Origin of the sequence: Ruania zhangjianzhongii (genome assembly GCF_008000995.1) — a bacterium.
GTDB lineage: Bacteria > Actinomycetota > Actinomycetes > Actinomycetales > Beutenbergiaceae > Ruania > Ruania zhangjianzhongii.
The window spans coordinates 1,734,394-1,758,359 of the sequence record NZ_CP042828.1; the positions used below are offsets into that span (position 1 = coordinate 1,734,394).

At 69.6% G+C, this 23,966-nt stretch carries 26 protein-coding genes and 1 pseudogene; 24 read left to right on the forward strand and 3 right to left on the reverse strand.

All coding sequences use genetic code 11. The features are described 5' to 3' along the window. Nucleotides 1–102: 102 nt before the first annotated feature. The 16 genes from ftsZ to FU260_RS08125 all read left to right on the forward strand — a co-directional run bounded on the left by ftsZ (nucleotide 103) and on the right by FU260_RS08125 (nucleotide 12,936). Entirely contained in the window at nucleotides 103–1,362 is a 1,260-nt protein-coding gene (ftsZ, locus tag FU260_RS08050) for a cell division protein FtsZ (RefSeq protein ID WP_147916590.1), read from the forward strand. Beyond that, on the forward strand, nucleotides 1,363–2,073 hold the full coding sequence (locus FU260_RS08055) for a purine nucleoside phosphorylase YfiH/LACC1 family protein (protein WP_147916591.1): 711 nt from the start codon (nucleotides 1,363–1,365) through the stop codon (nucleotides 2,071–2,073). A gap of 139 nt (nucleotides 2,074–2,212) precedes the next feature. Next, nucleotides 2,213–2,695 (forward strand): cell division protein SepF, encoded by a 483-nt coding sequence (locus FU260_RS08060; RefSeq protein ID WP_147916592.1) that lies wholly within the window; start codon nucleotides 2,213–2,215, stop codon nucleotides 2,693–2,695. 2 nt (nucleotides 2,696–2,697) lie between these two features. Then, nucleotides 2,698–2,991, forward strand: a complete 294-nt coding sequence (locus tag FU260_RS08065; protein ID WP_147916593.1) for a YggT family protein — start codon at nucleotides 2,698–2,700, stop codon at nucleotides 2,989–2,991. A 106-nt stretch (nucleotides 2,992–3,097) separates the two neighbouring features. After that, nucleotides 3,098–3,871 (forward strand): DivIVA domain-containing protein, encoded by a 774-nt coding sequence (locus FU260_RS08070; protein WP_147916594.1) that lies wholly within the window; start codon nucleotides 3,098–3,100, stop codon nucleotides 3,869–3,871. A gap of 79 nt (nucleotides 3,872–3,950) precedes the next feature. Next, nucleotides 3,951–4,622, forward strand: coding sequence for a signal peptidase II (lspA, locus tag FU260_RS08075; protein WP_147916595.1), 672 nt, complete (start codon nucleotides 3,951–3,953; stop codon nucleotides 4,620–4,622). Beyond that, the gene (locus tag FU260_RS08080; protein WP_147916596.1) at nucleotides 4,615–5,550 is read left to right on the forward strand and encodes an RluA family pseudouridine synthase; all 936 of its coding nucleotides are present in this window, start codon (nucleotides 4,615–4,617) and stop codon (nucleotides 5,548–5,550) included. Before lspA ends, FU260_RS08080 begins: the two co-directional genes overlap by 8 nt. Continuing rightward, the gene (locus tag FU260_RS08085; RefSeq protein ID WP_235912244.1) at nucleotides 5,550–6,011 is read left to right on the forward strand and encodes a GNAT family N-acetyltransferase; all 462 of its coding nucleotides are present in this window, start codon (nucleotides 5,550–5,552) and stop codon (nucleotides 6,009–6,011) included. Before FU260_RS08080 ends, FU260_RS08085 begins: the two co-directional genes overlap by 1 nt. A 145-nt stretch (nucleotides 6,012–6,156) precedes the next feature. After that, a complete protein-coding gene (locus tag FU260_RS08090; RefSeq protein WP_147916597.1) occupies nucleotides 6,157–7,185 on the forward strand; it encodes a quinone oxidoreductase family protein in 1,029 nt (342 codons plus the stop codon). Then, a complete protein-coding gene (locus tag FU260_RS08095) occupies nucleotides 7,182–7,622 on the forward strand; it encodes a PaaI family thioesterase (protein WP_147916598.1) in 441 nt (146 codons plus the stop codon). The genes FU260_RS08090 and FU260_RS08095 overlap by 4 nt, the downstream gene beginning before the upstream one ends. Nucleotides 7,623–7,624: 2 nt before the next feature. Further along, on the forward strand, nucleotides 7,625–9,106 hold the full coding sequence (locus FU260_RS08100) for a class I adenylate-forming enzyme family protein (RefSeq protein WP_168211697.1): 1,482 nt from the start codon (nucleotides 7,625–7,627) through the stop codon (nucleotides 9,104–9,106). A gap of 32 nt (nucleotides 9,107–9,138) precedes the next feature. Further along, nucleotides 9,139–9,897, forward strand: coding sequence for an ABC transporter permease (locus FU260_RS08105; protein ID WP_168211698.1), 759 nt, complete (start codon nucleotides 9,139–9,141; stop codon nucleotides 9,895–9,897). Beyond that, nucleotides 9,894–10,646, forward strand: coding sequence for an ABC transporter permease (locus FU260_RS08110; protein WP_147916601.1), 753 nt, complete (start codon nucleotides 9,894–9,896; stop codon nucleotides 10,644–10,646). The genes FU260_RS08105 and FU260_RS08110 overlap by 4 nt, the downstream gene beginning before the upstream one ends. Further along, entirely contained in the window at nucleotides 10,643–11,446 is an 804-nt protein-coding gene (locus FU260_RS08115; RefSeq protein WP_147916602.1) for an ABC transporter ATP-binding protein, read from the forward strand. The genes FU260_RS08110 and FU260_RS08115 overlap by 4 nt, the downstream gene beginning before the upstream one ends. Before the next feature lie 28 nt (nucleotides 11,447–11,474). Further along, entirely contained in the window at nucleotides 11,475–12,437 is a 963-nt protein-coding gene (locus tag FU260_RS08120) for an ABC transporter substrate-binding protein (RefSeq protein WP_168211699.1), read from the forward strand. 31 nt (nucleotides 12,438–12,468) lie between these two features. Next, on the forward strand, nucleotides 12,469–12,936 hold the full coding sequence (locus FU260_RS08125) for a YqaA family protein (RefSeq protein WP_168211700.1): 468 nt from the start codon (nucleotides 12,469–12,471) through the stop codon (nucleotides 12,934–12,936). A gap of 134 nt (nucleotides 12,937–13,070) precedes the next feature. Here FU260_RS08125 and FU260_RS08130 read toward each other — a convergent pair whose 3' ends face one another. After that, a complete protein-coding gene (locus tag FU260_RS08130) occupies nucleotides 13,071–14,336 on the reverse strand; it encodes an aminotransferase class I/II-fold pyridoxal phosphate-dependent enzyme (protein WP_147916605.1) in 1,266 nt (421 codons plus the stop codon). An 80-nt stretch (nucleotides 14,337–14,416) separates the two neighbouring features. Here FU260_RS08130 and dnaE point away from each other — a divergent pair, with 80 nt between their 5' ends. Then, nucleotides 14,417–17,962, forward strand: coding sequence for a DNA polymerase III subunit alpha (gene dnaE, locus FU260_RS08135; protein ID WP_147916606.1), 3,546 nt, complete (start codon nucleotides 14,417–14,419; stop codon nucleotides 17,960–17,962). Nucleotides 17,963–17,981: 19 nt separating this feature from the next. Next, complete coding sequence (locus tag FU260_RS08140; RefSeq protein WP_147916607.1) at nucleotides 17,982–18,344, forward strand: VOC family protein; 363 nt, start codon at nucleotides 17,982–17,984, stop codon at nucleotides 18,342–18,344. 45 nt (nucleotides 18,345–18,389) lie between these two features. Here FU260_RS08140 and FU260_RS08145 read toward each other — a convergent pair whose 3' ends face one another. After that, nucleotides 18,390–18,629 (reverse strand): RNA-binding S4 domain-containing protein, encoded by a 240-nt coding sequence (locus tag FU260_RS08145; RefSeq protein WP_147916608.1) that lies wholly within the window; start codon nucleotides 18,627–18,629, stop codon nucleotides 18,390–18,392. Nucleotides 18,630–18,684: 55 nt separating this feature from the next. On the opposite strand from FU260_RS08145, the pseudogene hisD reads away from it, so the two are divergent. Next, nucleotides 18,685–20,001 (forward strand): annotated as a pseudogene (hisD, locus tag FU260_RS08150) (histidinol dehydrogenase). A 114-nt stretch (nucleotides 20,002–20,115) separates the two neighbouring features. Then, complete coding sequence (locus FU260_RS08155) at nucleotides 20,116–20,376, forward strand: PspC domain-containing protein (RefSeq protein WP_147916609.1); 261 nt, start codon at nucleotides 20,116–20,118, stop codon at nucleotides 20,374–20,376. Between the two features lie 76 nt (nucleotides 20,377–20,452). Here FU260_RS08155 and FU260_RS08160 read toward each other — a convergent pair whose 3' ends face one another. Beyond that, nucleotides 20,453–20,818 carry a DUF952 domain-containing protein gene (locus tag FU260_RS08160; protein WP_147916610.1) on the reverse strand — a complete coding sequence of 122 codons (366 nt, stop codon included), beginning with the start codon at nucleotides 20,816–20,818 and terminating at the stop codon, nucleotides 20,453–20,455. A 50-nt stretch (nucleotides 20,819–20,868) separates the two neighbouring features. Here FU260_RS08160 and FU260_RS08165 point away from each other — a divergent pair, with 50 nt between their 5' ends. From FU260_RS08165 to hisH, 4 genes are read left to right on the forward strand one after another with little or no spacing between them, the layout of a single operon-like run. Beyond that, nucleotides 20,869–21,993: a histidinol-phosphate transaminase gene (locus tag FU260_RS08165; protein ID WP_147916611.1), complete on the forward strand. Its 1,125-nt coding sequence runs from the start codon at nucleotides 20,869–20,871 to the stop codon at nucleotides 21,991–21,993. Beyond that, nucleotides 21,990–22,616: an imidazoleglycerol-phosphate dehydratase HisB gene (gene hisB / locus FU260_RS08170; RefSeq protein ID WP_147916612.1), complete on the forward strand. Its 627-nt coding sequence runs from the start codon at nucleotides 21,990–21,992 to the stop codon at nucleotides 22,614–22,616. Before FU260_RS08165 ends, hisB begins: the two co-directional genes overlap by 4 nt. Further along, nucleotides 22,613–23,335 carry a hypothetical protein gene (locus FU260_RS08175; RefSeq protein WP_147916613.1) on the forward strand — a complete coding sequence of 241 codons (723 nt, stop codon included), beginning with the start codon at nucleotides 22,613–22,615 and terminating at the stop codon, nucleotides 23,333–23,335. Before hisB ends, FU260_RS08175 begins: the two co-directional genes overlap by 4 nt. Further along, the gene (gene hisH, locus FU260_RS08180; protein ID WP_147916614.1) at nucleotides 23,332–23,946 is read left to right on the forward strand and encodes an imidazole glycerol phosphate synthase subunit HisH; all 615 of its coding nucleotides are present in this window, start codon (nucleotides 23,332–23,334) and stop codon (nucleotides 23,944–23,946) included. The genes FU260_RS08175 and hisH overlap by 4 nt, the downstream gene beginning before the upstream one ends. Nucleotides 23,947–23,966 lie beyond the last annotated feature (20 nt).

A 23,966-nucleotide genomic window follows, 5' to 3' on the forward strand; every position in this document is an offset into this window, starting at 1 on the left:
GGCACCTAGCGTCATCAGTGCCAAAGAATGACATAACTCTAAACCTCAGGTTGAGGTTGAGGGTTGAGAGAAGCAACCGAGCACCGAACGAGAGGGATCGACGTGGCGGCACCGCAGAATTACCTGGCGGTCATCAAGGTGGTCGGCATCGGCGGCGGCGGCGTGAACGCCGTCAACCGGATGATCGAGGTCGGGTTGAAGGGCGTGGAGTTCATCGCCATCAACACCGATGCTCAAGCCCTGCTGATGAGCGACGCCGACGTCAAGCTCGACGTCGGCCGGGAACTGACCCGTGGCCTGGGCGCCGGCGCCGACCCCGAGGTCGGCAAGAAGGCGGCGGAGGACCACGCCGAGGAGATCGAGGAGGTCATCCGCGGCGCAGACATGGTCTTCGTCACTGCCGGAGAGGGGGGTGGCACCGGTACCGGCGGAGCCCCGGTGGTCGCCAAGATCGCCCGGTCCCTGGGCGCGCTGACCATCGGTGTGGTCACTCGACCGTTCACCTTCGAGGGCCGGCGCCGCGGCGTCCAGGCCGACGCCGGTATCGACGCGCTGCGCGCCGAGGTGGACACCCTGATCACCATTCCGAACGACCGGTTGCTGTCCATCAGCGACCGCAACGTCTCCGTGCTGGACGCGTTCAAGTCGGCCGACCAGGTGCTGCTCTCCGGTGTCCAGGGCATCACCGACCTGATCACCACCCCCGGTCTGATCAACCTCGACTTCGCCGATGTGAAGTCGGTGATGCAAGGTGCCGGTAGTGCGCTGATGGGGATCGGGTCCGCCCGTGGTGACGACCGGGCTGTCCAGGCCTCGGAGCTGGCGATCTCCTCACCGCTGCTGGAAGCCAGTATCGACGGCGCACACGGGGTGCTGCTGTCCATCCAAGGTGGCAGCGATCTGGGTCTGTTCGAGATCCACGAGGCTGCTCGGCTCGTGCAGGAGGCCGCACACCCGGAGGCGAACATCATCTTCGGTGCGGTGATCGACGATGCCCTCGGCGACGAGGTGCGGGTCACCGTGATCGCCGCCGGGTTCGATTCCGGCTCTCCGACGAACGCCAAGCCGCAGCCTGCCATTCGGACCGCACCGCGGACCGAGGAGGCGCCGGCCGCGGCGCCCGCAGTTCCGCCGGCCCAGCCCAGCCGGCCCGCCCCACCGGCTCAGGTCGCACCGACCAGTGCCCCGAGCCCGGAGCCTGCCGTGAGCACCGAGCCGCCGCGCCAGCCGGTCCAGGCGACTCGGCCCGACCAGACGAACCAGCAGCCCGCCCAGGGAGCACCGGTCGAGGTGCCGCACGTCTTCGACGAGGAACCGCGCCGCCGGGACGATGACCTGGACGTGCCCGACTTCCTCAAGTAAGTGCTGACCGCGGACCTGGGCCCGGGAACCTGGGCCACCTTCACCACCCGTGCCGGTGGGTTGAGCGAGGATCCGTACGCCTCGCTCAACCTCGGCGCCGGGGTGGGCGATGATCCCGCGGCGGTCGCCCGTAACCGCGGTCGACTCGCCCAGGCGGCGGACGCACCGGTGGCGTTCATCCGGCAAGTGCACGGCAGCGAGGTGTTCCACTGGGACGCCCAGGCAGTACCCCCGCTGGGGGAGGAGCCGGTAGCCGACGTGGTCGTGTCCACCACACCGGGCACGGCTGTGGCCGTGCTGGTCGCGGACTGCGTGCCCGTGCTGCTCGCCGGCCCGGGTGGCGTCGCTGCGGTGCATGCCGGCCGCAAAGGTGTCCTGGCGGATGTGGTGCCGACCGCCGTCGCGGCGCTGGCCGAGGCCGAGGTGCCGGTCACGCACGCGGCGATCGGTCCGGCGATCTGCGGTCGCTGCTACGAGGTGCCCGATCAGCTCCGCAGCCAGGCCGCAGACCAGCTGCCCGAGCTGTGGTCGACGACCTCGTGGGGGACGCCGGCGCTGGACCTGGCGGCCGGGGTGCGCGCGCAGCTCGGCGACGCAGGGATCACCCAGATCGACCACCACCCGGTGTGCACGCTGGAGGACGAGCGGTTCTTCTCCTATCGTCGCTCCGGGGTCTGCGGCCGGTTCGCCGGAGTCGCCCGGCTGAGCTGACCAGGACGAACCGGCCGGCTCCGAGCAGACCGGCCGCGACACGCCGTCGCTGATGCACGCATTGCTGGCAGCGCCTGGACTAGCGTCGGAATTGACCACTTCCCCACCCGGCGTCGGCCGGACCGAACGAGGAGCAGGCATGGGAGCACTGCGCAAGACGATGCTGTACCTCGGCCTCTCCGAGGCCGACCCGGAGAACGAAGATCGTTACTCTGCGGACCGTTACACCGAGGCGTCCTACGAGCGGGACTACTCCGACTACGACGAGGTTGAGGAGACCCAGGACGTGCAGGAGGCTCAGGTGACCCCGATCAGCCAGGCGGCATCGCACAGCGCGCAGGGACTGCGCCGGATCACCACTGTGCATCCGCGCACCTACACCGATGCCAAGTCCATCGGTGAGGCGTTCCGCGGCGGTACCCCGGTGATCATGAACCTCACCGATATGACCGATGCGGAGGCCAAGCGTCTGGTGGACTTCTCTGCCGGCCTGATCTTCGGTCTGCGTGGAACGATCGAGCGGGTGACGAACAAGGTGTTCCTGCTCTCGCCGGCGACGGTCGAGGTGGCCAGCGAGCAGCACGAGCCCGAGTCGAAGACGCGCTTCTTTAACCAGAGCTGACGGTGGGCTGGCTTTTCGGCATCGCCTACCTGCTCGTCCTGCTGTTCGTCGTTGCCCTCCTGGTACGGATGGGTTTCGACTGGGTGATGTACTTCGCACGCGAGTGGAAACCGCGCGGCGTTGCACTCCTGGCTGCCGAAGCCGTCTTCACCGTCACCGACCCGCCCTTGAAGGCCCTGCGTCGGCTCATTCCACCGTTGCGGCTAGGCGGCATCGCTCTCGATGTCGCCTTCCTGATCGTGTTGGTGGTGTGCTGGGTGCTCCTGGGTATCCTGGGCCAATTCATTCCCGTGTGACGCGGCACAGGACGGAATCCGCTACCGTACCTGTGGGATTAGTTGGAAGACTCGCGTCGGTGACACACTGTTGCTGACCCGACCTAAACAGACCGAGGTGACGACCATGGCTCTGCTCACTGCAGACGACGTCCTCAACAAGAAGTTCCAGCCCACCAAGTTCCGTGAGGGGTACGACCAGGACGAGGTGGACGACTTCCTCGACGAGGTCGTCAATACCTTGCGCGTGGTGGGCAACGAGAACGAGGAGCTGAAGGCCAAGCTGCAGGCGGCCGAGCAGCGGCTCGCCGAGCAGTCCGGTGGCGCTGCACCGGCAGCGGCAGCCGTGCCGGCGGCTGCGCCGGCAGAGCCTGGTGTGGAGGAGACCACACAGTTCAGCCCGGTGCAGGCACCGTCGGCCGAGCAGCCTGATGTCGAGCCGGCCGCCGAGGTGCCCGCGGACGAGTCCGCGGCAGCAGCTGTCGAGGCCGAGCCGGCCACCGAGGTGCCGATGACCCAGTCCGGCGCCGACCTGGCTGCCGCCGCCGGCGGGGCGAACGAGCCCGAGTCCGCGACCGGGATGCTGCAGCTGGCCCAGCGCCTGCACGACGAATACGTGAACAACGGGAAGAGCGAGGCTGACCGGCTCGTCTCCGAGGCACGCGTCGAGGGTGAGCGAGTCACCCGCGAGGCCGATGAGCAGCGCAGCCGCACGCTGAACCAGCTGGAGAGCGAGCGCTCGCTGCTGGAGCGGAAGATCGATGAGCTGCGGGTGTTCGAGCGGGATTACCGCACCCGGCTGAAGAGCTACCTCGAGGGCCTGCTCAGCGACGTCGAGGGCCGGGGCAGCATCTCCTCGCAGTACGCGTCCGGTGAGCACACCGACATGCGTCGTCCCTGACCCATACTGCGCACGGACCGAGCGACGGCGGGCTCCCGCAACTGGGGGCCCGCCGTTGTCATGACTACGAGGACTTGAGATGGCAACGGGCGAGGGGCAGCGTCGGCGACCGGCGCTGATCGTGCTGCTGGCCGTGCTCGCCGCCGCGGTGCTGGTCGCCGACCAGGTGAGCAAGCAGATCATGCTGAACACCCTCACCGCAGGGGAGTACCGCCCGCTGATCGGCGACTACTTCGGCCTGAGCCTGGTGTTCAACCCCGGGGCGGCGTTCTCCCTGGGCGAAGGTTCCACCTGGTTGTTCACGATCGCGATGGCCGTGGTCACCGTGGTGATCCTCGTGGTGGCGCGTCGGCTCGGCTCGCGAGGGTGGGCGGTGGCGCTCGGCGCCCTGCTCGGTGGCACCCTCGGCAATCTCGGTGACCGGCTGTTCCGGGAGCCGGGCTTCGCCGTCGGGCACGTCGTGGACTTCCTCAACTACAACGGCTGGTTCGTCGGCAACATCGCGGATATCGCGATCGTGCTCTCCGCAGCCGGAATCGCTGTGCTCACCTTCACCGGAATCGGCGTGAACGGGCACCGGGCGACCGCTACCGAGCACGACGACGGCGCCTCCGAGGGCAAGCACGTCGCCTCCGGTGAGGACGCGGAGGAAAACGACGAGCAGCCCGCTGGGGAGCGCGAGGAGAGCGTCGACGAAACCCGTGATGGCGAGGATGCCGCCGGGGAGGAAGTGACCCGCACCGATGGCTGACCGACGTTCTCTGCCCGTCCCGGACGGGCTCGCGGGCGAGCGGGTGGACGCGGCGCTGTCCCGGATGCTCGGGATGAGCCGGACCAAGGTCGCCGAGCTGGCCGGCGCCGGCGATGTGCTGATGGACGGGCGGGTGCTCGGCAAGTCCGACCGGCTGGTAGCCGGCGCCTGGCTGGAGGTCAGCGTGCCCGACCTCAGCGCCGACGCAGCCACCCCACCGGAGCCGGTGCCAGGGATGAGGATCCAGCACGACGACGATGACGTCGTCGTCGTGGACAAGCCGGTCGGTGTAGCCGCCCACCCCAGCCCGGGGTGGACCGGGCCGACAGTGGTCGGGGCGCTGGCCGCCGCTGGCTACCGCATCTCCACCTCCGGTGCGGCCGAGCGCCAGGGTGTGGTGCACCGTCTCGACGTCGGCACCTCCGGGCTGATGGTGGTGGCGAAGAGCGAACGGGCCTATACCGTGCTGAAGCGGGCGTTCAAGGAACGGACCGTGACCAAGGTGTACCACGCCGTCGTGCAGGGGCATCCGGACCCGACCACCGGCACGATCGACGCACCGATCGGGCGCCATCCCGCTCGCGACTCCCGGTGGGCGGTCGTGGCCGACGGCAGGCCGAGTGTCACGCACTACGAGACGCTGGAGGCGATGCCCGGCGCCGTGCTGTTGCAGATCCACCTGGAGACCGGCCGCACGCATCAGATCCGGGTGCACAGTGCGGCGATCGGCCACCCTTGTGTCGGTGACCTCATCTACGGCGCCGACCCGCGGCTGGCCGAACGGCTCGGTCTGCGCCGGCAGTGGCTGCACGCGATGCGGCTCGGCTTCACCCACCCCGGGACCGGCACCTGGCTGGAGGTCACCAGCTCCTATCCCGAGGATCTGGCCGCGGCGCTGGCCTCGCTGCGCGCAGGGAGCACCCACTGATGGCCGCTGCCGTGCAGGTGCTGCGGGTCAGCGATGCGGCCGGGCTGCGCCGGGTGCACGCGCTGCGGTTCGAGGTGTTCGTCGATGAACAGGGCGTCTCCCTCGGTGACGAGCTGGACGAGAAGGATGACCTGCCCGGCACGGTGCACCTGCTCGCCGTGGCGGACGGGCAGGACCTGGGGACCGCCCGGCTGCTGGTCGACGGCCCGGGGCGGGTGCACGTGACCCGGGTGGCGGTGCGGGCCACCGCACGCGGCCTCGGCCTGGGGCGCGCGCTGATGGACGAGACCGAACGTATTGCCCTGGCAGAACACCCGGCCGGCGGTCAGGTGCGAGTGGAGCTGTCCGCGCAGGAGGGCGCGACTGGTTTCTACGCGGCGCTGGGCTACGAGATCGGCTCCGACCGGTACCTGGACGCCGGAATCTGGCACCACGACGCCGTCAAGACCCTCCACCGCTGACGCCGGTTCGGGGATCGGTGGCACCAGCCGATGACCACTAGGTGATACGAATTCTTCGGCACGGTTCTTGCGGGGGCATTCTTGGCAGAATCGTCTGGTGCACCTCTGCCCGCACCTTCCCCGATGACAAGGAGCTCACGTCCGCATGCCGAGCACGATGAGGGCGCTGGTCCTCCCAGCCCACGGAGAGCTGGACCAGGTCCAGCTGGTCGAGAACTACCCCCGCCCGGAGCTGCGACCCGGACATGTGGTGATTCGGGTGACCGCGAGCTCATGGAACTACCACGACATCTTCACGGTGACCGGGATGCCAGGAATCACCATCCCGATGCCCGTGGTGATCGGGCTCGACCTGGTCGGTGAGATCACCGAGCTCGCCGAGGACGTGACCGGCTGGTCGGCCGGCGACCGGGTGCTGGTGCACCCCCTCCACCCCGACCGCGGATTGATGGGCGAGACCTTGGACGGCGGGATGGCCGAGTACGCCCTGGTGGACGCCCGCCAGCTGGTGCGCATCCCCGCCGGCGTGACCGATGTGCAGGCGGCCGCCCTCCCGGTGGCCTACGGCACCGCCCATCGGATGGTGGTCGGCAAGGGGGCGGTCTCCGCCGGTGACACGGTGCTGATCCTCGGTGCCTCCGGCGGCGTGGGGACCGCGTCGGTGCTCCTCGCCAAGCAGCTCGGTGCGCATGTGATCGCGGCGGCCGGGTCGCAGGAGAAGTGCCGGGCGCTGGAGGAGATCGGTGCCGACGAGACGTTGAACTACCGCGAGGTGGACTTCGCGAGATGGGTGAAGGAGCACTACGGAAAGCCGTCCCGGTCCTCGACCGAGACCGGGGTGGACGTGGTGATCAACTTCACCGGTGGTGATACCTGGCACCCGACGCTGCGCAGTGTCAAGCTCGGCGGTGCGATTCTGGTCTGTGGGGCGACCGCCGGGTACGACCCGGTGGAGGACCTGCGCTACATCTGGTCCTTCGAACTGCGGGTGATCGGGTCCAACGGCTTCCAGACCGAGGACTTCGAGGCGCTGCTGGCGATGATCGATCGCGGTGAACTCGACCCGGTGGTCAGCGAAGTGGTGAGCCTGGAGGGCGCACTCGACGGGTTGCGTCAGGTCCGGGACCGGGAGGTGCTCGGCAAGATCGTCGTGACGCCGGGAGCCCGGTCATGACCGGGGCGACCGCGGCCACGGTGACCCCGGCCGCGCTGACCGAGCGGATCAACGCCGCACCGCTGCACCGCTGGCTCGGACTGGAGGTCGTCGAGGTGAGCGCGGCCGAGCTGCGGCTGCGCGCCACCTGGCGCCCGGAGTGGAGCAACGGCACCGAGGCCCAGGTGACCCACGGCGGTATCCTCGCCACGCTGCTTGACCTGGCCGCCGACTGGTGCCTGTTCGCCGCGCAGGCCGCGGTGGCTCCGACGCTGGACTTCACCACCCACTTCCTGCGTGCGGCCGTCCCCGGGGACCTGGATGTCGTCGCCCGGCCGGTGAAACTGGGCCGGGCGGTCAGTGTCGCCGAGGCCGAAGTGATCGACGCACGCGGCAAGACCGTGGCCACCGGCCGCGGGAGCTATGCCGTCTTCGCCACGAGTACCCCGGGAGAGTGAGGGTGAGCACGAACTTGGGCGACGCCGTCGCCACCGACCGCCCGGACGCGCTCGCGCTGATCGATGTCGGCGCACCGGGAGAGACTGCACAGCACTGGACCTACGCCGAGCTGGAGCACGCGATCCGCGCCCGCGCCGCCCAGCTGAGCGAGCGGCTGGCCCCGGGGGAGCGGGTCGGCCTGTTCGGGGTGAACTCGGCGGCCTGGCTGGTGGCCGAGCTGGCGATCCAGCGTGCCGGTGGCGTGGTGGTCCCGATCAGTCACAAGCTGCCTGCCGACGGCGTTGCTTACGTGGTTCAGGACGCGTCCCTGCAGGTGGTGCTCGCCGATCGTGACCTGGCCGAGCGGCGTGCCGGAGCGCTCGCCGGGGCAGACGTGATCGATCTCGCTGCCCCGGTACCGGATGCGGACTTCCAGACCGTGGCGACCGATCCGGCCGCGGACGCGATGGTGTTGTACACCTCCGGCTCGACCGGACGGCCCAAGGGGGTTCAGCTCTCCCACCGCAGTCACCTGTGGGTGATTGAGATGCTCGCCGCACCGGTACCACCGGATTCGAAGCGGGTGCTCATCTCCGCGCCGCTCTATCACATGAATGCTCTCAGCACCGCGCAGCGCACCTTCTTCGCCGGCGGCACGCTGGTGGTGCTGCCAGTCTTCGAGCCGGCAGCGTTCTGGCACGCCGTGACCGAGCACCGGGTGAGTGAGGTCTCCGGAGTGCCGCCGATGTTCGCGATCGCCGCCGCCCATCCGCTCGCCGGTCAGGTCGACTCTTCCTCGGTGAAGGCGTTGTACATGGGCTCCGCCCCGGCCGCGCCAGAGCTGTTCACCCGCCTGCGCGAGCTCTTCGACGGTGTGGCGATCTCGTTCGGCTACGGCACCACCGAATCCGGTCCGGTGGTGTTCGGCCCCCACCGGGACGGGCTGCCCGTCCCGGACGGGTCCGTGGGCGCCGCGCACCCGGCCGTCGAGCTGCGGCTGGTGGACGCCGATGGCACCGTCCGGGCCGACCGGGGCGTGCTCGAGGTGCGTGTCCCGGCGTTGCTCACCGGCTACCTCGGCTTGAGCGAGGACCAGCTGCCGGTGACCGCCGACGGGTTCCACCACACCAAGGACGTCTTCACCGTGGACGCCGACGGCTTCTACACCTTCGACGGACGTGAGGACGACATGTTCGTCTCCGGCGGTGAGAACGTCTACCCGCGGGCGGTGGAGCGAGTGCTGGAACAGCACCCCTCGGTGGCCGAGGCCGTCGTGGTGGCGGTACCGGACGAGGTCAAGGGCACCAAACCGGTCGCCTTCGTCACGCTCGTGCGCGCCGACGTCGACGAGGACGGGCTGCGCCGGCACGTGCTCGCCCACCTCGAGCCGTACGCACACCCGCGGCGGGTATGGATCCTCACCCAGCTGCCGCTGGGCACCACGAACAAGCCCGACCGGGACGCTCTCGCTGCTCGCGCCGCGACCGAACTGGGACTGCGGTGACGGTCCGGACCGAGCCACGTCACGTCCGCCCGGTGCCACGTTGGGTGCTGCCGACGGCGAGTACCGCCGCCCTGGTCCTGCTCGTCCAGCTGGCGGTGACCGTGGGCGTGCTGCCGCGCAGCTACGTGCCCGCACCGAGCGTGATCGCCGGTGAGCTCGCCGGTCTGGTCACCGAGATGCGCACCTGGGGCCTGGTCGGCAACACGATCGTGGCCTGGGCCGCCTCGCTCGGGGTGGCCATCGTTCTGGGCACCCTGGGCGGAGTGCTGTTCGGCAGTGTGCGGGTCGTGCAGGCGGTACTGATGCCGGTGATCGAGTTTCTCCGACCGATCCCGTCGATCGCGATGATCCCGCTGGTGGTGCTCACCATCGGTGGCGGCCGTGAGGGTGAGGTGTTCCTGGCCGGGTACGCGGCATTTTGGCAGATGCTGGTGGCCGCGGTGTATGCCACCGGCAGCGTGGACCCGGTGGCCCGGGACACTGCCCGTGCCTACGGGTTCACGCTGGGGCAGCGGCTCGCCTGGGTGACGTTGCCGTCGATGCTGCCCGGGCTGCTCACCGGGGTACGGATCGCCTCGGCGACCGCGCTGATCATCACCATCACCTCCGAGATCCTGATCGGCGCCCCCGGCCTGGGCCAGGGGTTGAACCTGGCCCGCAGCGGCGGTGACCTGCCCCGGATGTACGCCTACGTCGTCGCCATCGGGCTCGTCGGCCTGGTGCTGAACGGAGGACTGTCCGCACTCAGCCGGCGGCTGCTGCACTGGCACCCCTCCGGGAGGTCGCGATGAGCGCCTGGACCCGGGGCCTGCTGGCCGTTGTCGGCGTCGTGGTGGCGCTCGGAGCATGGTGGCTGCTCACCGCCGACTCCACCGACCCGTACGTCCCGCCGATGGTGGAGGTGCTCCGGCACGCCTGGGAGTACTGGGCCGGCGGTGAGGGCCGTCCCCACCTGCTCTCCAGCATGGCCAACCTCGGGGTCGGCCTGGCCGTGGCGATCCTCGCCGGGCTGGTGCTCGGCCTGGTGATCGGACAGCAACGCTGGCTGGACCGAGCACTGTCCCCGACCGGGGAGTTCGTCCGGGCCATCCCGGCTACCGCCCTGGTGCCGCTGGCGATGGTGCTGTTCGGTCTGGGCACCACGATGAAGGTGGTGATCATCGCGCTCGGCTGCTTCTTCCCGGTGCTGCTGAACGTGATCGACGGCTGCCGCGGGATCTCCCCGACCCTGCACGACACGGCCCGCTCGTTCGGCATCCGCGGCCCGATCCGCCAGTTCTCCGTGGTGCTGCCGGCGGTCTACCCGCGGGCCGCTGCCGGGATCCGCACCGCCATCCCGCTCGCCCTGATCCTGGTGGTGACCAGCGAGATGACCGGCTCCGCCGTCGGCGTCGGCTTCGTGCTCACCACTGCACAGAGCTCCTTCGACCTGACCGCCGTATGGTCGGCGATCGTGCTGCTCGGTGTGCTCGGGGTGCTGCTCAACCTGCTGTTCGACCTGGTCGAGCGGCTGATCGACCGGAGGTACTACCAGCGATGACCACCGCCACCCCTTTGATCGAGGTCGACGGCCTGCACAAGGTGTACGGCCACGGCGACCGCGCCTTCGAGGCGCTCGCGGACATCACCGCGAGCATCGGCGACGGCGAGTTCTTCACCGTGGTCGGGCCCTCCGGGGCCGGGAAGACCACCCTGCTGCGCTGCCTGGCTGGTCTGCTCGAACCCAGCACCGGCAGTGTGTCCTTCCGGGGCAAGCCGATCGACGGCGTCCCGCGCGAGTTCGCCCTCGTGCTGCAGGACTACTCCCGCTCGTTGCTGCCCTGGTTCTCGGTGGAGAAGAACGTGGCGCTCCCGCTCCGCGCGCACAAAGTGCCGAAAGCAGAGATCGCTGACCGGGTGCAGCGCGCGCTGCGCGAGGTCGGGCTGAGCGATGCGGCACGCAAGTCCCCGTCTGAGCTCTCCGGGGGTATGCAGCAGCGGGTCGCGATCGCCCGGGCGATCGCTTACCGGCCCGAGGTGCTCATCATGGACGAGCCGTTCGCGTCGGTGGACGCCCAGACCCGTGCCGACCTCGAGGACCTCGTCCTGTCCCTGCGCACCGAGCTCGGGATGACCGTGGTGTTCGTCACCCACGATGTGGATGAGGCCGTCTACCTCAGCGACCGGGTGGCTGTGGTGTCCCGGTCGCCGAGCCGGATCACGCACGTGTTCGACATCGACCTGCCCGCCGAACGCGACCAGATCGCCACCAAGCAGCTTCCCCGGTTCGCCACGCTCCGTGCGGAGGTGTTCGCCGAGATCCGCGAGCACGTGCGCGGCGCCACCGCCGGCACGTCCTGACCGTTACCCCTCGCCGAAGGAACAGATGATGAAAGCACGCACTCTGATCGCGCCGCTGGCTGTGGCCGCGCTCGCCCTGACCGCCTGTGGCGGCGAGGACAACACTAACGAGGAGGGCCAGTACGAGCTCACCGTCATGCAGATCACCACGATGGACTCGGCGCCGCTGTACCTCGGCGTCGAGGAGGGGATCTTCGCCGAGCACGGGCTGGACGTGACGATCGAGATCGCCGAGGCGGGCTCGGCGATCGTGCCCTCGGTGGTGAACCAGGAGAGCCCGATCGGGTACGCGAACGCGGTCAGCGATCTACAAGCCATCGACCAGGGCCTGGATCTGCGGTTCGTCGCCAACTGCTGCGGGGTGGGCGCCGACCCCGAGGCGGACACCTCCGCACTGTTCGTGCTCCCGGACGGGCCGATCACCGAGGTGGGCGACCTGGCCGGGGCGAATATCGCCGTCAACTCGGTGAACAACCTCGGTGACCTCACCATCGACACCGCGCTGGCGAACGAAGGTGTGGACACCTCCGGGGTGACGTACACGCCGATGAACTACTCCGATATGTCCGCCGCACTGGAGCGTGGCGACGTGGACGCCATCTGGTCCGTGGAGCCGTTCCGGTCGATCTCCGAGGAGACGGGATTCGTGAACGTGATCGACAACTTCGTCGCCTCCTTCCCGGACACCACGATCGGCTACTACATCACCAGTGGCCCCTTCGCCGAGGAGAACCCGGAGATCGTGGCCTCGTTCCAGGAGGCAATGAGCGAGGCGAACGAGTTCGCCACCGAGAACCCGGACCGGGTCCGGGAGACCGTGGTCAGAGAGCTGGAGCTCGACCCCGAGCTGGTGGAGGGAGCCAACTTCGGTGTCTTCGCCCCGGGCCTGGACACCGAGAGCCTGCGCACGATCGGTGCGGCGGCCCTCGAGGCCGGGATGATCTCCGCTGAGCCGGACTATGACGCCGTGGTGGTCCAGCCCCAGGACTGAACGACTCCGGCCGGCCGATACGCTCGTGCCCATGTGGGAGCTCGCGGCCGCGTTCGGCTACTGTGCGCTCTCCGCTGTGGTGATGGTGCTGCCCGCCGAGCTCTACCTGCTCGGTGCGGCGGCCCTGACCGAGACCGGTGGCATCTGGCTGGCGCTGGCCGGGGCCGTCGGGCAGGTAGCCGGCAAGATGCTCTCCTACCTGGTCGGCCGTGGCGTGCTGAGCACCAAGCGGCTGCGCTCGCGCGCCAAGGGCCGGTGGGTGGACCGGATGACCCGGGTGGAGCAGTGGTGCACGGCACACGAGTGGGGTCCGGCGGCGGTCACCTTCGTCAGCGCTTTCGCCGGCCTGCCGCCATACGCCCTGGTGGCCGTGCTCGCCGGGTCGCTGCGGATGCCGTGGTGGCTGTTCGCCGGAGTGTCCCTGGTGGGCCGGTTCCTGCGATTCTGGGCCGTGGTGTCCATCCCGCACCTGCTGCCCGGCTCCCTGTTCGGGATCTGAGCGCTCGGTCCGGTGGCGCACCCTGGTGCTGACCCCGACAGACCCTGACAGACGCCGACAGACCCTGACAGACGCCGACAGGCCCCGGCATACCTCGGCAGACCCTGACAGACGCCGGCAGAGCCTGGAGCGGATCACCGGGACAGCGCCGTGAGCCGGGCCACCGCCTCGGTGATCACCGGTTCGGACTTCACGAATGTCAGCCGCAGCCAGTTGGTCAGACCAGCGTCGGCCGTCGATCCTGGTGTGGTGAACGCGGTGGCTGGTACTGCCACCACGCCGGCGAGCTCGGGCAGGGCCCGGCACAGGTCGGCTCCGGTGCTGATGCCGGTGCGGGCCAGCGGCCCGGTGAGCAGGGAGTGCGCGTTCGCCATCACGAAGTACGCTCCCCGCGGGGTTGCGGTGGCTAGACCGGCGGTGTGCAACCCGTCGAGGAGCAGGTCCCGGCGGGCGGCGAGCGAGGCGGCCTGCCGGGTCAGCCAGGTCGCGTCCGGACCGGCGGTGGTCTCCAGGTCAAGGCCGACCGCGATCGCCGGCTGGAAGGGGGCCCCGGTGGTGTAGGTGAGGAACTGCTTCACCGTGCGCACCGCCGTCACCAGCTCGGCCGGACCGCTGACCCAGCCGATCTTCCATCCGGTGAGCGCGAACGACTTCCCGGCCGAGGAGATGGTCAGGGTGCGCTCACCCATGCCCGGCAACGTGGCGATCGGCACGTGCGTGGCGCCGTCGTAGGTGAGGTGCTCATACACCTCGTCGGTGACCACGACGGCGCCGCGTTCTTTGGCCACGGCAGCGATCGCGGCCAGCTCGGTCTGCTCGAGCACCGCCCCGGTGGGGTTGTGCGGAGAGTTCAGCAGGATCAGCCGGGTCCGGGCGGTGACCGCGGTGCGCAGCGCCTCGATGTCCAGAGCGAAGCCCGCCGGCGTGGGATGCAGCGGCGCGGTGGTGTGCGTGGCACCGGCCAGGGCGATGATCGCGGCGTAGGAGTCGTAGAACGGCTCCAGGGTGAGGACCTCGTCCCCTGGCCCGGCCAGGGCGAGCACCGCGGCGGCGATCGCTTCGGTGGCCCCGGTGGTCACCAGCACCTCGCTCGCGGGATCGACGTGCAGGCCGTAGTGCCGCTGCTGATGGTCGGCGATCGCGCGGAGCAGGTCCGGGTGGCCCGGTCCGGGCGGGTACTGGTTCGCCCCGGCGGCGATCGCCTCCTGGGCTGCGGCGGTGATGCTCGCCGGACCGTCGGTATCCGGGAACCCCTGACCCAGGTTGACCGCGCCGGTGCGCTGGGCCAGCGCCGTCATCTCGGCGAAGATCGTCGGTCGCACCTGGGCGGCCTGCAGCAGTCCGGCGGCGCGGGCCGCCCGCTGCCACGGGCCTCGGGGCAGGGCGGGTGAGGGGGTCATCTCGGGCTCCTCGATCGGGTGGGGCGATGCTATCGGCCAGGCGGGTTGGGGGTGTCGGTGGGCCCGCTTAGACTCGGTCCATGGCCGCCGACTTCGTCCACCTGCACGTGCACACCGAGTACTCCATGCTGGACGGCGCGGCCCGGTTGGACGACCTGTTCGCCGAGGCGCAGCGACTCGGCCAGACATCCCTCGCGATCACCGACCACGGGTACCTGTTCGGTGCCTACGACTTCTGGTCCAAGGCTCGCAAGTACGGCATCAAACCGATCATCGGGGTGGAGGCCTACCTCACCCCGGGCACCAGCCGGTTCGACAAGACCCGGGTGCGCTGGGGCGAGGAGGGCCAGGCCTCCGACGATGTCTCCGCCCGCGGCGCCTACACGCACATGACCCTGTTGTCGAAGAACAACACCGGGATGCACAACCTGTTCCGGATGGGCTCGCTCGCCTCGTTGGAGGGGCAGCTGGGCAAGTGGCCGCGGATGGACACCGAGTTGCTCTCCACCTACGCCGAGGGGCTGATCGCCACCACCGGCTGCCCGTCCGGGGAGGTGCAGACTCGGCTGCGGTTGGGCCAGTGGGACGAGGCGGTCCGTGCTGCCGGCGAGATGCAGGACATCTTCGGCAAGGAGAACTACTACATCGAGCTGATGAGCCACGGTCTGGAGATCGAGCGGCGGGTGCGCAGTGGCCTGCTCGAGCTGTCGCGGCAGATCGGCGCTCCGCTGCTGGCCACCAACGATCTGCACTACACCAAGCACGAGGATGCACATGCGCACGAGGCGCTGCTCTGCGTGCAGTCCTCGTCCACGCTCGAGGAACCGACCTACGACCAGGGCGGCAAGCGCTTCGCACTCTCCGGTGACGGGTACTACCTGAAGTCCGCCGAGGAGATGCGCGAGCTGTTCGCCGAGCTGCCCGAGGCCTGCGACAACACTCTGCGGGTCGCCGAGCAGTGCGAGGTCAGCTTTACCGAGGAAGTGGGCCGGTACATGCCGCACTTCCCGGTGCCGGAGGGTGAGGACGAGGTCTCCACGTTCGAACGCGCGGTGGAGACGGGGCTGAACCAGCGGTACCCGGCCGGCATACCGGAGGAGGTGCGTCAGCAGGCCGAGTACGAGCTCGAGGTGATCACCGGTAAGGGGTACGCCGGCTACTACCTGGTGGTCGCGGACTTCATCAACTGGGCCAAGGACCACGGCATCCGGGTCGGGCCGGGGCGTGGCTCCGGTGCCGGCTCGATGGCCGCGTACGCGATGAGCATCACCGAGCTCGACCCGCTCGAGCACGGGCTGATCTTCGAGCGGTTCCTCAACCCGGAGCGGATGTCGATGCCGGACTTCGACATCGACTTCGACGAGCGTCGGCGCGGTGAGGTGATCAAGTACGTCAGCGACAAGTACGGCGAGGACAAGGTGTCCTACATCGTCACCTATGGCTCGATCAAGGCCAAGCAGGCGCTGAAAGACGCCTCCCGGGTGCTCGGTTACCCGTTCGCGATGGGGGAGAAGCTCACCAAGGCGATGCCGCCGGCGGTGATGGGTAAGGACATCACCCTGCCCGGGATGTTCGACCCCGACGATGCCCGCTACGCCGAGGCCGACGAGTTCCGCCAGCTGGTTGCCAGTGACCCGGAAGCGAACCGGGTGCTGGAGACTGCGCGTGGGCTGGAGGGGCTGAAGCGGCAGTGGGGGGTGCACGCGGCCGGGGTGATCATCGCCAACGAGCCGCTGCTGGACATCATCCCGATCATGCGCCGCGAGCAGGACGGCGCAGTGATCACCCAGGTGGACTTCCCGGCCGGGGAGGATCTCGGCCTGGTGAAGATGGACTTCCTCGGGCTGCGTAACCTCACCATTCTTGACGATGCGCTGGAGAACATCGTCATCAACGGCAAGGACCAGGTCCGGGTGGAGGATCTCACCCTGGACGACCCGGAGACGTATGCCCTGCTCGGCCGGGGCGACACGCTCGGCCTGTTCCAGCTCGACGGTGGCGGGATGCGGACGCTGCTGCGGCTGATGCGCCCGGACAACTTCGAGGACATCTCCGCCGTCGGTGCGCTCTACCGGCCCGGCCCGATGGGCGCCAACTCGCACACCAACTACGCGATGCGCAAGAACGGCCAGCAGCCGATCACTCCGATCCATCCCGAGCTGGCCGAACCGCTCGAGTCGATCCTCGGCACCACCTACGGCCTGATCGTCTATCAGGAGCAGGTGATGGAGATCGCGCAGAAGCTGGCCGGCTACAGCCTGGGCCAGGCCGACCTGCTCCGCCGCGCGATGGGCAAGAAGAAGAAGGAGGTGCTCGACGCCGAGTACTCCAACTTCGAAGCCGGGATGAAGGCGAACGGCTACTCCGCGAACGCTGTAAAGACGCTGTGGGAGATCCTCCTGCCGTTCTCCGACTACGCCTTCAACAAGGCACACTCGGCCGCCTACGGGCTGGTCTCCTACTGGACCGCCTACCTCAAGGCCCACTATGGCTGCGAGTACATGGCCGCCCTGCTCACCTCCACCCGGGATGACAAGGACAAGTCCGCGCTGTACCTGAACGAGTGCCGCCGGATGCGGATCACGGTGCTCCCACCGGATGTGAACGCGTCGGCGGCCACGTTCACCCCGGTGGGCGATGACATCCGGTTCGGCCTCGCGTCGGTGCGCAACGTGGGACACAACGTGGTCGCTGCGATCGCCCAGGCCCGGGAGGAGAAGGGCGATTTCACCTCGTTCACCGACTTCCTGGACAAGGTGCCCGCAGTGGTCTGCAATAAGCGCACCATCGAGTCGCTGATCAAAGCCGGTGCCTTCGACTCGTTGGGGCACACCCGCCGGGCGCTGCTGATGGTGCACGAGCAGGCGGTGGACGCGGTGATCGGCGTCAAGCGCAAGGAGGCGGAAGGTCAGTTCGACCTGTTCGCCGGGCTCGCTGGGGACGACTCCGACGGCGGCGGGTTCACCGTGGAGATCCCGGATCTGCCGGAGTGGGACAAGAAGCAGAAGCTGGCGTTCGAGCGGGAGATGCTCGGCCTGTACGTCTCCGACCACCCGTTGTCCGGGATCGAGCACGTGCTCACCCAGGCCGCCGACGTCTCGATCGCCACGCTGATCGCCGACGAGTCCCGCCCGGACGGGTCCACGGTGACCATCGCCGGGCTGATCACCTCACTGCAGCGGAAGATGTCCAAGAAGGGCAACCCGTGGGCCGCCGTGACCATTGAGGACATGGAGGGCTCGGTCGAGGTGATGTTCTTCGGCGAGACCTACCTCGCTTACAGCACAGCCCTCGCGCACGACCAGGTGGTGGTGCTCAAGGGCCGGGCGCGCTGGCGGGACGAGTCGCTCACCCTGCAGGCGATGGAGATGAGCCTGCCGGACGTGAGCGTGGGCGAGGAAGCACCGGTGGCGGTGCGGATCGCCGAGGCGCGATGCAGCGAACCGGTGCTGACCCGGCTGCGGGACGTGCTGAGCACGCACCCCGGGATCACCGAGGTACACCTGCATCTGACCGCACCGGGCCGGTCCACAGTGATGCGGCTGGAGGACGGTCTGCGGGTGGAACGCACTTCCTCGCTCTACGGGGACCTGAAAGCACTGCTGGGCCCGAACTGCCTGGTGTGAACCAATGGAGGAGTGGACGATGATCACCGGAATCGGCACCGCGATGCTGTATGTGTCCGACCAGGAGGAGTCGCTGCGGTTCTACCGGGACCTGCTCGGGTTCACCGTGGTGACCGATCAGGAGATGGGCCCAGGAATGCGCTGGGTGGAGGTGGCACCCCCGCAGGGGAGTGCCACGATCGCGCTGCACGATGCCGCAGCCGAGGGTAAGGCCCCGGGCGAGGGGGCGTACCTGACGTTCGCCTGCGATGACGTGGCGGCCACAGTGGCCGAGCTCCGCCGCCGCGGCGCGGTGGTCTCCGATCCCGACGAACAGCCGTGGGGGACGTTCGCGACGGTCCAGGGGCCGGACGGGCACCAGGTGCAGTTCCACCGCAAGTGACCGCGCGGGTACGCCGCCAGACTCACAGCTCTGGCCAGCGCCTGATCAGTCGCTGGTCACCCGCAGCCGGCGCTCGCCGTGCGGCAGGTCGATCTCGAGCAGGTCACCGGGGGTGAGCTGACGGCCGCGCCGGGTCTCGGTCTCGCCATTGACCTGGACGGCGTCATCACTGAGCAGGATCCGGGCGGACGCACCGTCTTCGCAGATCCCGGTGAGTTTGAGCAGCTGGCCCAGCCGGATCATCTCGCCGGTGATCGGAACGTCCTCAGTCTCAGCAGTAGCCATCCGGCTATTGTCCCAGTGCCGGCGGCCTCCCGCCCCGGCCTAGACTGGCGCTGTGATGCGCACTCTCGATTTCCGCGGACGTGATCTGACCGGTGCGGCACTGCGGGCCGAGCTCCCGCGTGCCGAGGTCGACATCGACGTCGCCAGCCATCGGGTGGAGCCGATCCTCGCCGATGTACGTGAGCGCGGCGGGCAGGCCCTGGCCGACTATGCGGAGAAGTTCGACGGCGTACGACCGCCGAGTCTGCGGGTGCCTGCTGAGGCGCTCCGCACGGCCGTCGAAGCGCTCGACGACGACGTGCGCGCCGCGCTCGCGGAGGCGATCCGCCGGGCCAGGCTGGGGCACGAAGCCCAGCTGCCGACCGAACGCAGCACCACTCTCGGTGCCGGTGCGTGGGTGCACCAGCGGTGGGTTCCGGTGCAGCGGGTGGGGTTGTACGTACCGGGCGGGCTGGCTGCGCTGCCCAGTTCGGTGGTGATGAACGTGGTGGCCGCCCAGGTGGCCGGGGTACCCGAGCTCGCCGTGGCCAGCCCGCCGCAGCGGGACACCGGCGGCCTGCCCGATGTGACCATCCTGGCGGCCTGCGCGATGCTCGGCATCGAGGAGGTCTACGCCGCCGGCGGTGCGCAGGCGATCGGCATGTTCGCCTACGGCGTGGCTGGGCCGGACGAGTCCGCCTCGTGCCGGCCGGTGGATGTGGTCACCGGGCCGGGCAACATCTACGTCGCCGCCGCCAAGCGGGCGGTGCGCGGCCTGGTCGGCATCGACTCCGAGGCGGGTACCACAGAGATCGCCGTGCTCGCTGACGGGGGCGCCCATCCGGCCTGGGTGGCCGCTGACCTGATCTCCCAGGCGGAGCACGACCCCGCGGCTGCGTCGGTGCTGGTCACCGACTCGGAGACGCTGGCCGCGGCAGTGGCCGAGGAGATCACCACCCAGGCGACTGCGGCGAAGCACGCGGACCGGATCCGCAGTGCGCTGACCGGTCCGCAGTCCTACGTGGTGCTCGTCGACGACCTGGACCCAGGGGATCGCCGTCGTGGATGCCTACGCCGCCGAGCATCTGGAGATCCAGACCGCCGCCGCGGCTGAGGTCGCCGCCCCCGAGTCCGCAACGCCGGTGCTATCTTCGTCGGCCCGTACTCGCCGGTGTCCCTGGGCGACTACATCGCCGGCTCGAACCATGTGCTGCCCACCGGTGGGACAGCCAGGTTCGCCAGCGGGCTCGGCGTGCATGCCTATCTGAAATCGGTGCAGGTGATCGACTATGACGCCACCGGCCTCGCCGAGGTGACCGATTCGCTGGTGGCGCTCGCCGACACCGAGGACCTGCCCGCGCACGGACAGGCGGCGCGGCTGCGCCAGCAGTAGCAGCCGCCCGAGGGTGGATCCGCTGCGGGAGAGGGTGGATCCGCCGCAGGATCAGGGGTCTGCTCAGGGACCTCCCCGATGCGCACCGGGCCGCGTGCCCGTAGCGTTGCCTGCATGAGGTCCTTCTTCGACTCCCTCCGCCGCCTGAACTTCCGCCGTGGCCCCGCCCGTATCGTCGGCGGCATCTGCGGGGGACTGGCCGCGTCCGCGAACGCCAGCGTCACCCTGGTACGGGTCCTGGTGCTCGTCTCTTTCCTGCTGCCTTTCATCGGAGTGGGCGCCTACCTGGTGGTCTGGCTCCTCACCCCGTGGCAGGACGGCTCGATCCCGCTGGAGCGGTTCCTGGACCGGTCCAACCGGCCGCCGCAGGCCTGACCGACGCCGGCGAACGCGCCCTTCTGGACCACTGGCGCGCTCCTGTCGGCCACGAACGCCGGGCGTTCGCAGCGATTCACCCCGCGCCAGGGATCCGCGCGTCGTGGATGTGACCCTGCTCGTCCACCTGCACCGGTGTCGCCGAGGCGACAGCCGCCGTCGGGATCGGCCCGTAGACATGCGGGAACCCGTGCGCGCTGCCCGGCACCGCCTCCACCCGGAGGGGCGCGCCGCCGAGTAGCTCCGGGTCGATCTCCAGCAGCACCAGGGCCGGCGTCCCGGAGTAGAGAGCCGCGGCCACCCCCGCCAGCTGGGACCGGAACGAGCAGTGCACGAACCCTTCCTCGGCCAGGCTGCGGCCCTTCGTGGACCCGGTGTAGCGACCGGTGCGCACGGCCGCGGCCCAGAGGTCCGGGTCGGCCAGGTGGAAGAGTGTGTCCATCACCGCCCAGGGTAGAACGCCGGTGCGGCCATCCGCTCTAGACTTGGTGCGTGCCTGAACGCTGTGCCCCCTCTTTGCCGCTGCGCGCTGATCTCGTCGGTGAGCAGCCCTACGGTGCACCCCAGCTGGACGTACCGCACCTGCTGAACGTGAACGAGAACCCGTACCCGCCCCCAGCCGAGGTAGTCGCGGACATCGCTGCCGCCGTCACCGAGGCGGCCGGCACGCTGAACCGGTACCCGGACCGTGAGTTCCGTGACCTGCGCGCGGACCTGGCCGCCTACCTGACCGCAGAGTCGGCGGCTACCGGGCTGACCACCGACCACCTCTGGGCTGCGAACGGCTCGAACGAGGTGATGCTGCACCTGCTGCTCGCCTTCGGCGGCCCCGGGCGCACGGTGATGTCCTTCGCCCCCACCTACTCGATGTACCCCGAGTACGCCCGCGACTCCCTCACCACCTGGAAGGCCGGCACCCGGCGCGCGGACTTCAGCGTGGACGTGGCCGAGGCGATCGAGCAGATCCGTACCGAGCGGCCGTCGGTGGTACTGCTCGCCAGCCCGAACAACCCCACCGGCACTGCGCTGGACTCCGCCGATGTGCGCGCCCTCGCGGAGGCCACCGCTGATTCCGGGCCCGACGGCGGAGCAACAGTTCTCGTCATCGACGAGGCCTATGCGGAGTTCCGGCGGGAGGGGCGCCCGTCCGCAGTCACGCTGCTGGGCGAGTTCGCGCACCTGGCGGTGGCGCGCACCATGTCCAAGGCGTTCGCCCTGGCGGGCGCCCGGCTGGGGTACCTGGCCGCTGCGCCGGAGCTGGTGGACTGGCTGCGGGTGGTCCGCCTGCCCTATCACCTCTCCGCAGTCACCCAGGCCGTGGCCCGGGCCGCGCTGCGGCACACCGGCGTGCTGCAGGCTCAGGTGGCCGAGCTGCGCGTCCGGCGGGACGAGACGGTGACCTGGTTGCGCGAGCGTGGCCTGGAGGTGGCCGACTCCGATGCCAACTTCATCCTGTTCGGCCGCTACCCCGACCGGCACGAGGTGTGGCAGGGTCTGCTCGACCGGGGCGTGCTGATCAGGGAGACTGGACCCCAGGGTTACCTGCGGGTCTCCATCGGGACCCGTGAGGACATGGCCGCATTCCGCGGCGCACTCGAGGAGGTGACTGGCCGGTGAGCCAGCCGACGTCAGAACAGCCAGCCGCCCGCAGGGCACGGGTGGAACGCAGCACGTCCGAATCCACTGTGACGGTGGAGCTGAACCTGGACGGTACCGGAACGGTGGACGTGGCCACCACAGTGCCGTTCTACGACCACATGCTCACCGCCCTGGGCAAGCACTCGCTGATCGACCTGACGGTGCGGGCCAGCGGCGATACCGAGATCGATGTGCACCACACCGTGGAGGACACGGCGATCTGCATCGGCCAGGCACTGCGCGAGGCGCTCGGTGACAAGGCCGGGATCGCCCGCTTCGGTGACGCCCTGGTGCCGTTGGACGAGACCCTGGCCCGCGCTGTGGTGGACATCTCCGGCCGGCCCTACCTGGTGCACGAGGGGGAGCCTGCCGGGCAGGAGTACCACCTGATCGGCGGACACTTCACCGGTGCGCTGACCCGGCACGTGTTCGAGTCGATCGCCTTCCACGCCGGGATCTGCCTGCACGTGCACCTGCTCTCCGGCCGGGACCCCCACCACATCGCCGAAGCGCAGTTCAAGGCACTGGCCAGAGCGCTGCGCGCCGCGGTGGCTCGTGACCCTCGGGTGAGCGGAGTGCCCTCCACCAAGGGTGCACTGTGACCAGCGGTCAAGGACGCGGCGCGGGCGGCGCCGAGACTCCCGAGGAGTTCGACGAGGCGGCCTTCGAGGCCGCGTTCGCGGCCGAGTTCGGCCAGGCGGTGGAACCGGAGCGCACGGTGCGCGCGGAGAACGGCGACGACGGCGAGACCAGCCGTGGACAGGCGGACCACCCGTCCCCCTCGCCCGGTGAGCCGCCTGCTGCCCCGGAGGCTGCGCCGTCGCCGGAGAAACGGCGAGTGCTGGCCGTGGTGCTCACTCCGATCGCCTCGGCCCCGGTGCTGGCCGCCCTGTGTGCGATGGCCGAGGTGGACGCCGATATCGTGCCCAGCAAGCGTGGTGCACTGGCGGCGAAAGTGATCACCACCAGTGGCGAGCTGGACCCCAGCGAGCTGCTCACCGGCGCTCCCGCCGAGGCAACGGACCTGGCCACCGTGCTGTCCAAGACTGCGAAAGTGGGCGTCGTGCTGCTCACCGCCCGGCTCGGCGAAGGCGAGGACGGGATCACCGGAACGATCTCCGGCCGGGAGTACCAGGGCGGTGAACCGGGTGAGGAGGTCTCACCCGGACTGATCCTGGCGCACGCCGACGACGTGGTGGAGCAGATCCTGCTCGGCACCCTGGACCCGGCGCAGGCCCCGGGTCGGCTGGTGCCGAAGGAGATGAGCCGCTGGCAGGCGGCCCGGCTGATGGCCAAGCAGGTGCGTAGGCGGCGGCCGTGACCGGTCCGGAGGTCGTCGTCCTGGACTACGGGTCCGGGAACGTGCGCTCCGCTGTCCGCGCCCTGGAACGCGTCGGGGCACAGGTGCAGCTGACCGCAGACCCCGAAGCCGTGGCCGCTGCGGACGGGCTGTTCGTCCCGGGTGTGGGGGCGTTCGCCTCGGTGATGGCTGGGCTGAGCGGCGTCGGCGGGCCGCGGATGATCGAGCGCCGGCTGGCCGGCGGGCGCCCGGTCCTCGGCGTCTGCGTCGGCCTGCAGGTGATGTTCAGCACCGGGGTAGAACATGGCACGCCGGCCGCCGGTCTGGACCAGTGGCCCGGAGTGGTGGACCGGCTGCGCGCCGACGTGGTGCCGCACATGGGCTGGTCCACGGTGGCCCCGCCGGCCGGTAGTGCCTTGTTCGCCGGGGTCGAGGACCAGCGGTTCTACTTCGTGCACTCCTATGCCGCGCACACTGCTCCCGACTACGCCCAGGTGACCTGGAGCAGCCACGGCGAGAGCACCTTCGTGGCCGCAGTGGAGAACGGTCCGTTGTGCGCCACCCAGTTCCACCCGGAGAAGTCCGGTGACGCGGGCGCGGAGCTGCTGCGGAACTGGCTGCACACGCTCTGATACCCGCATTCGACAGACCC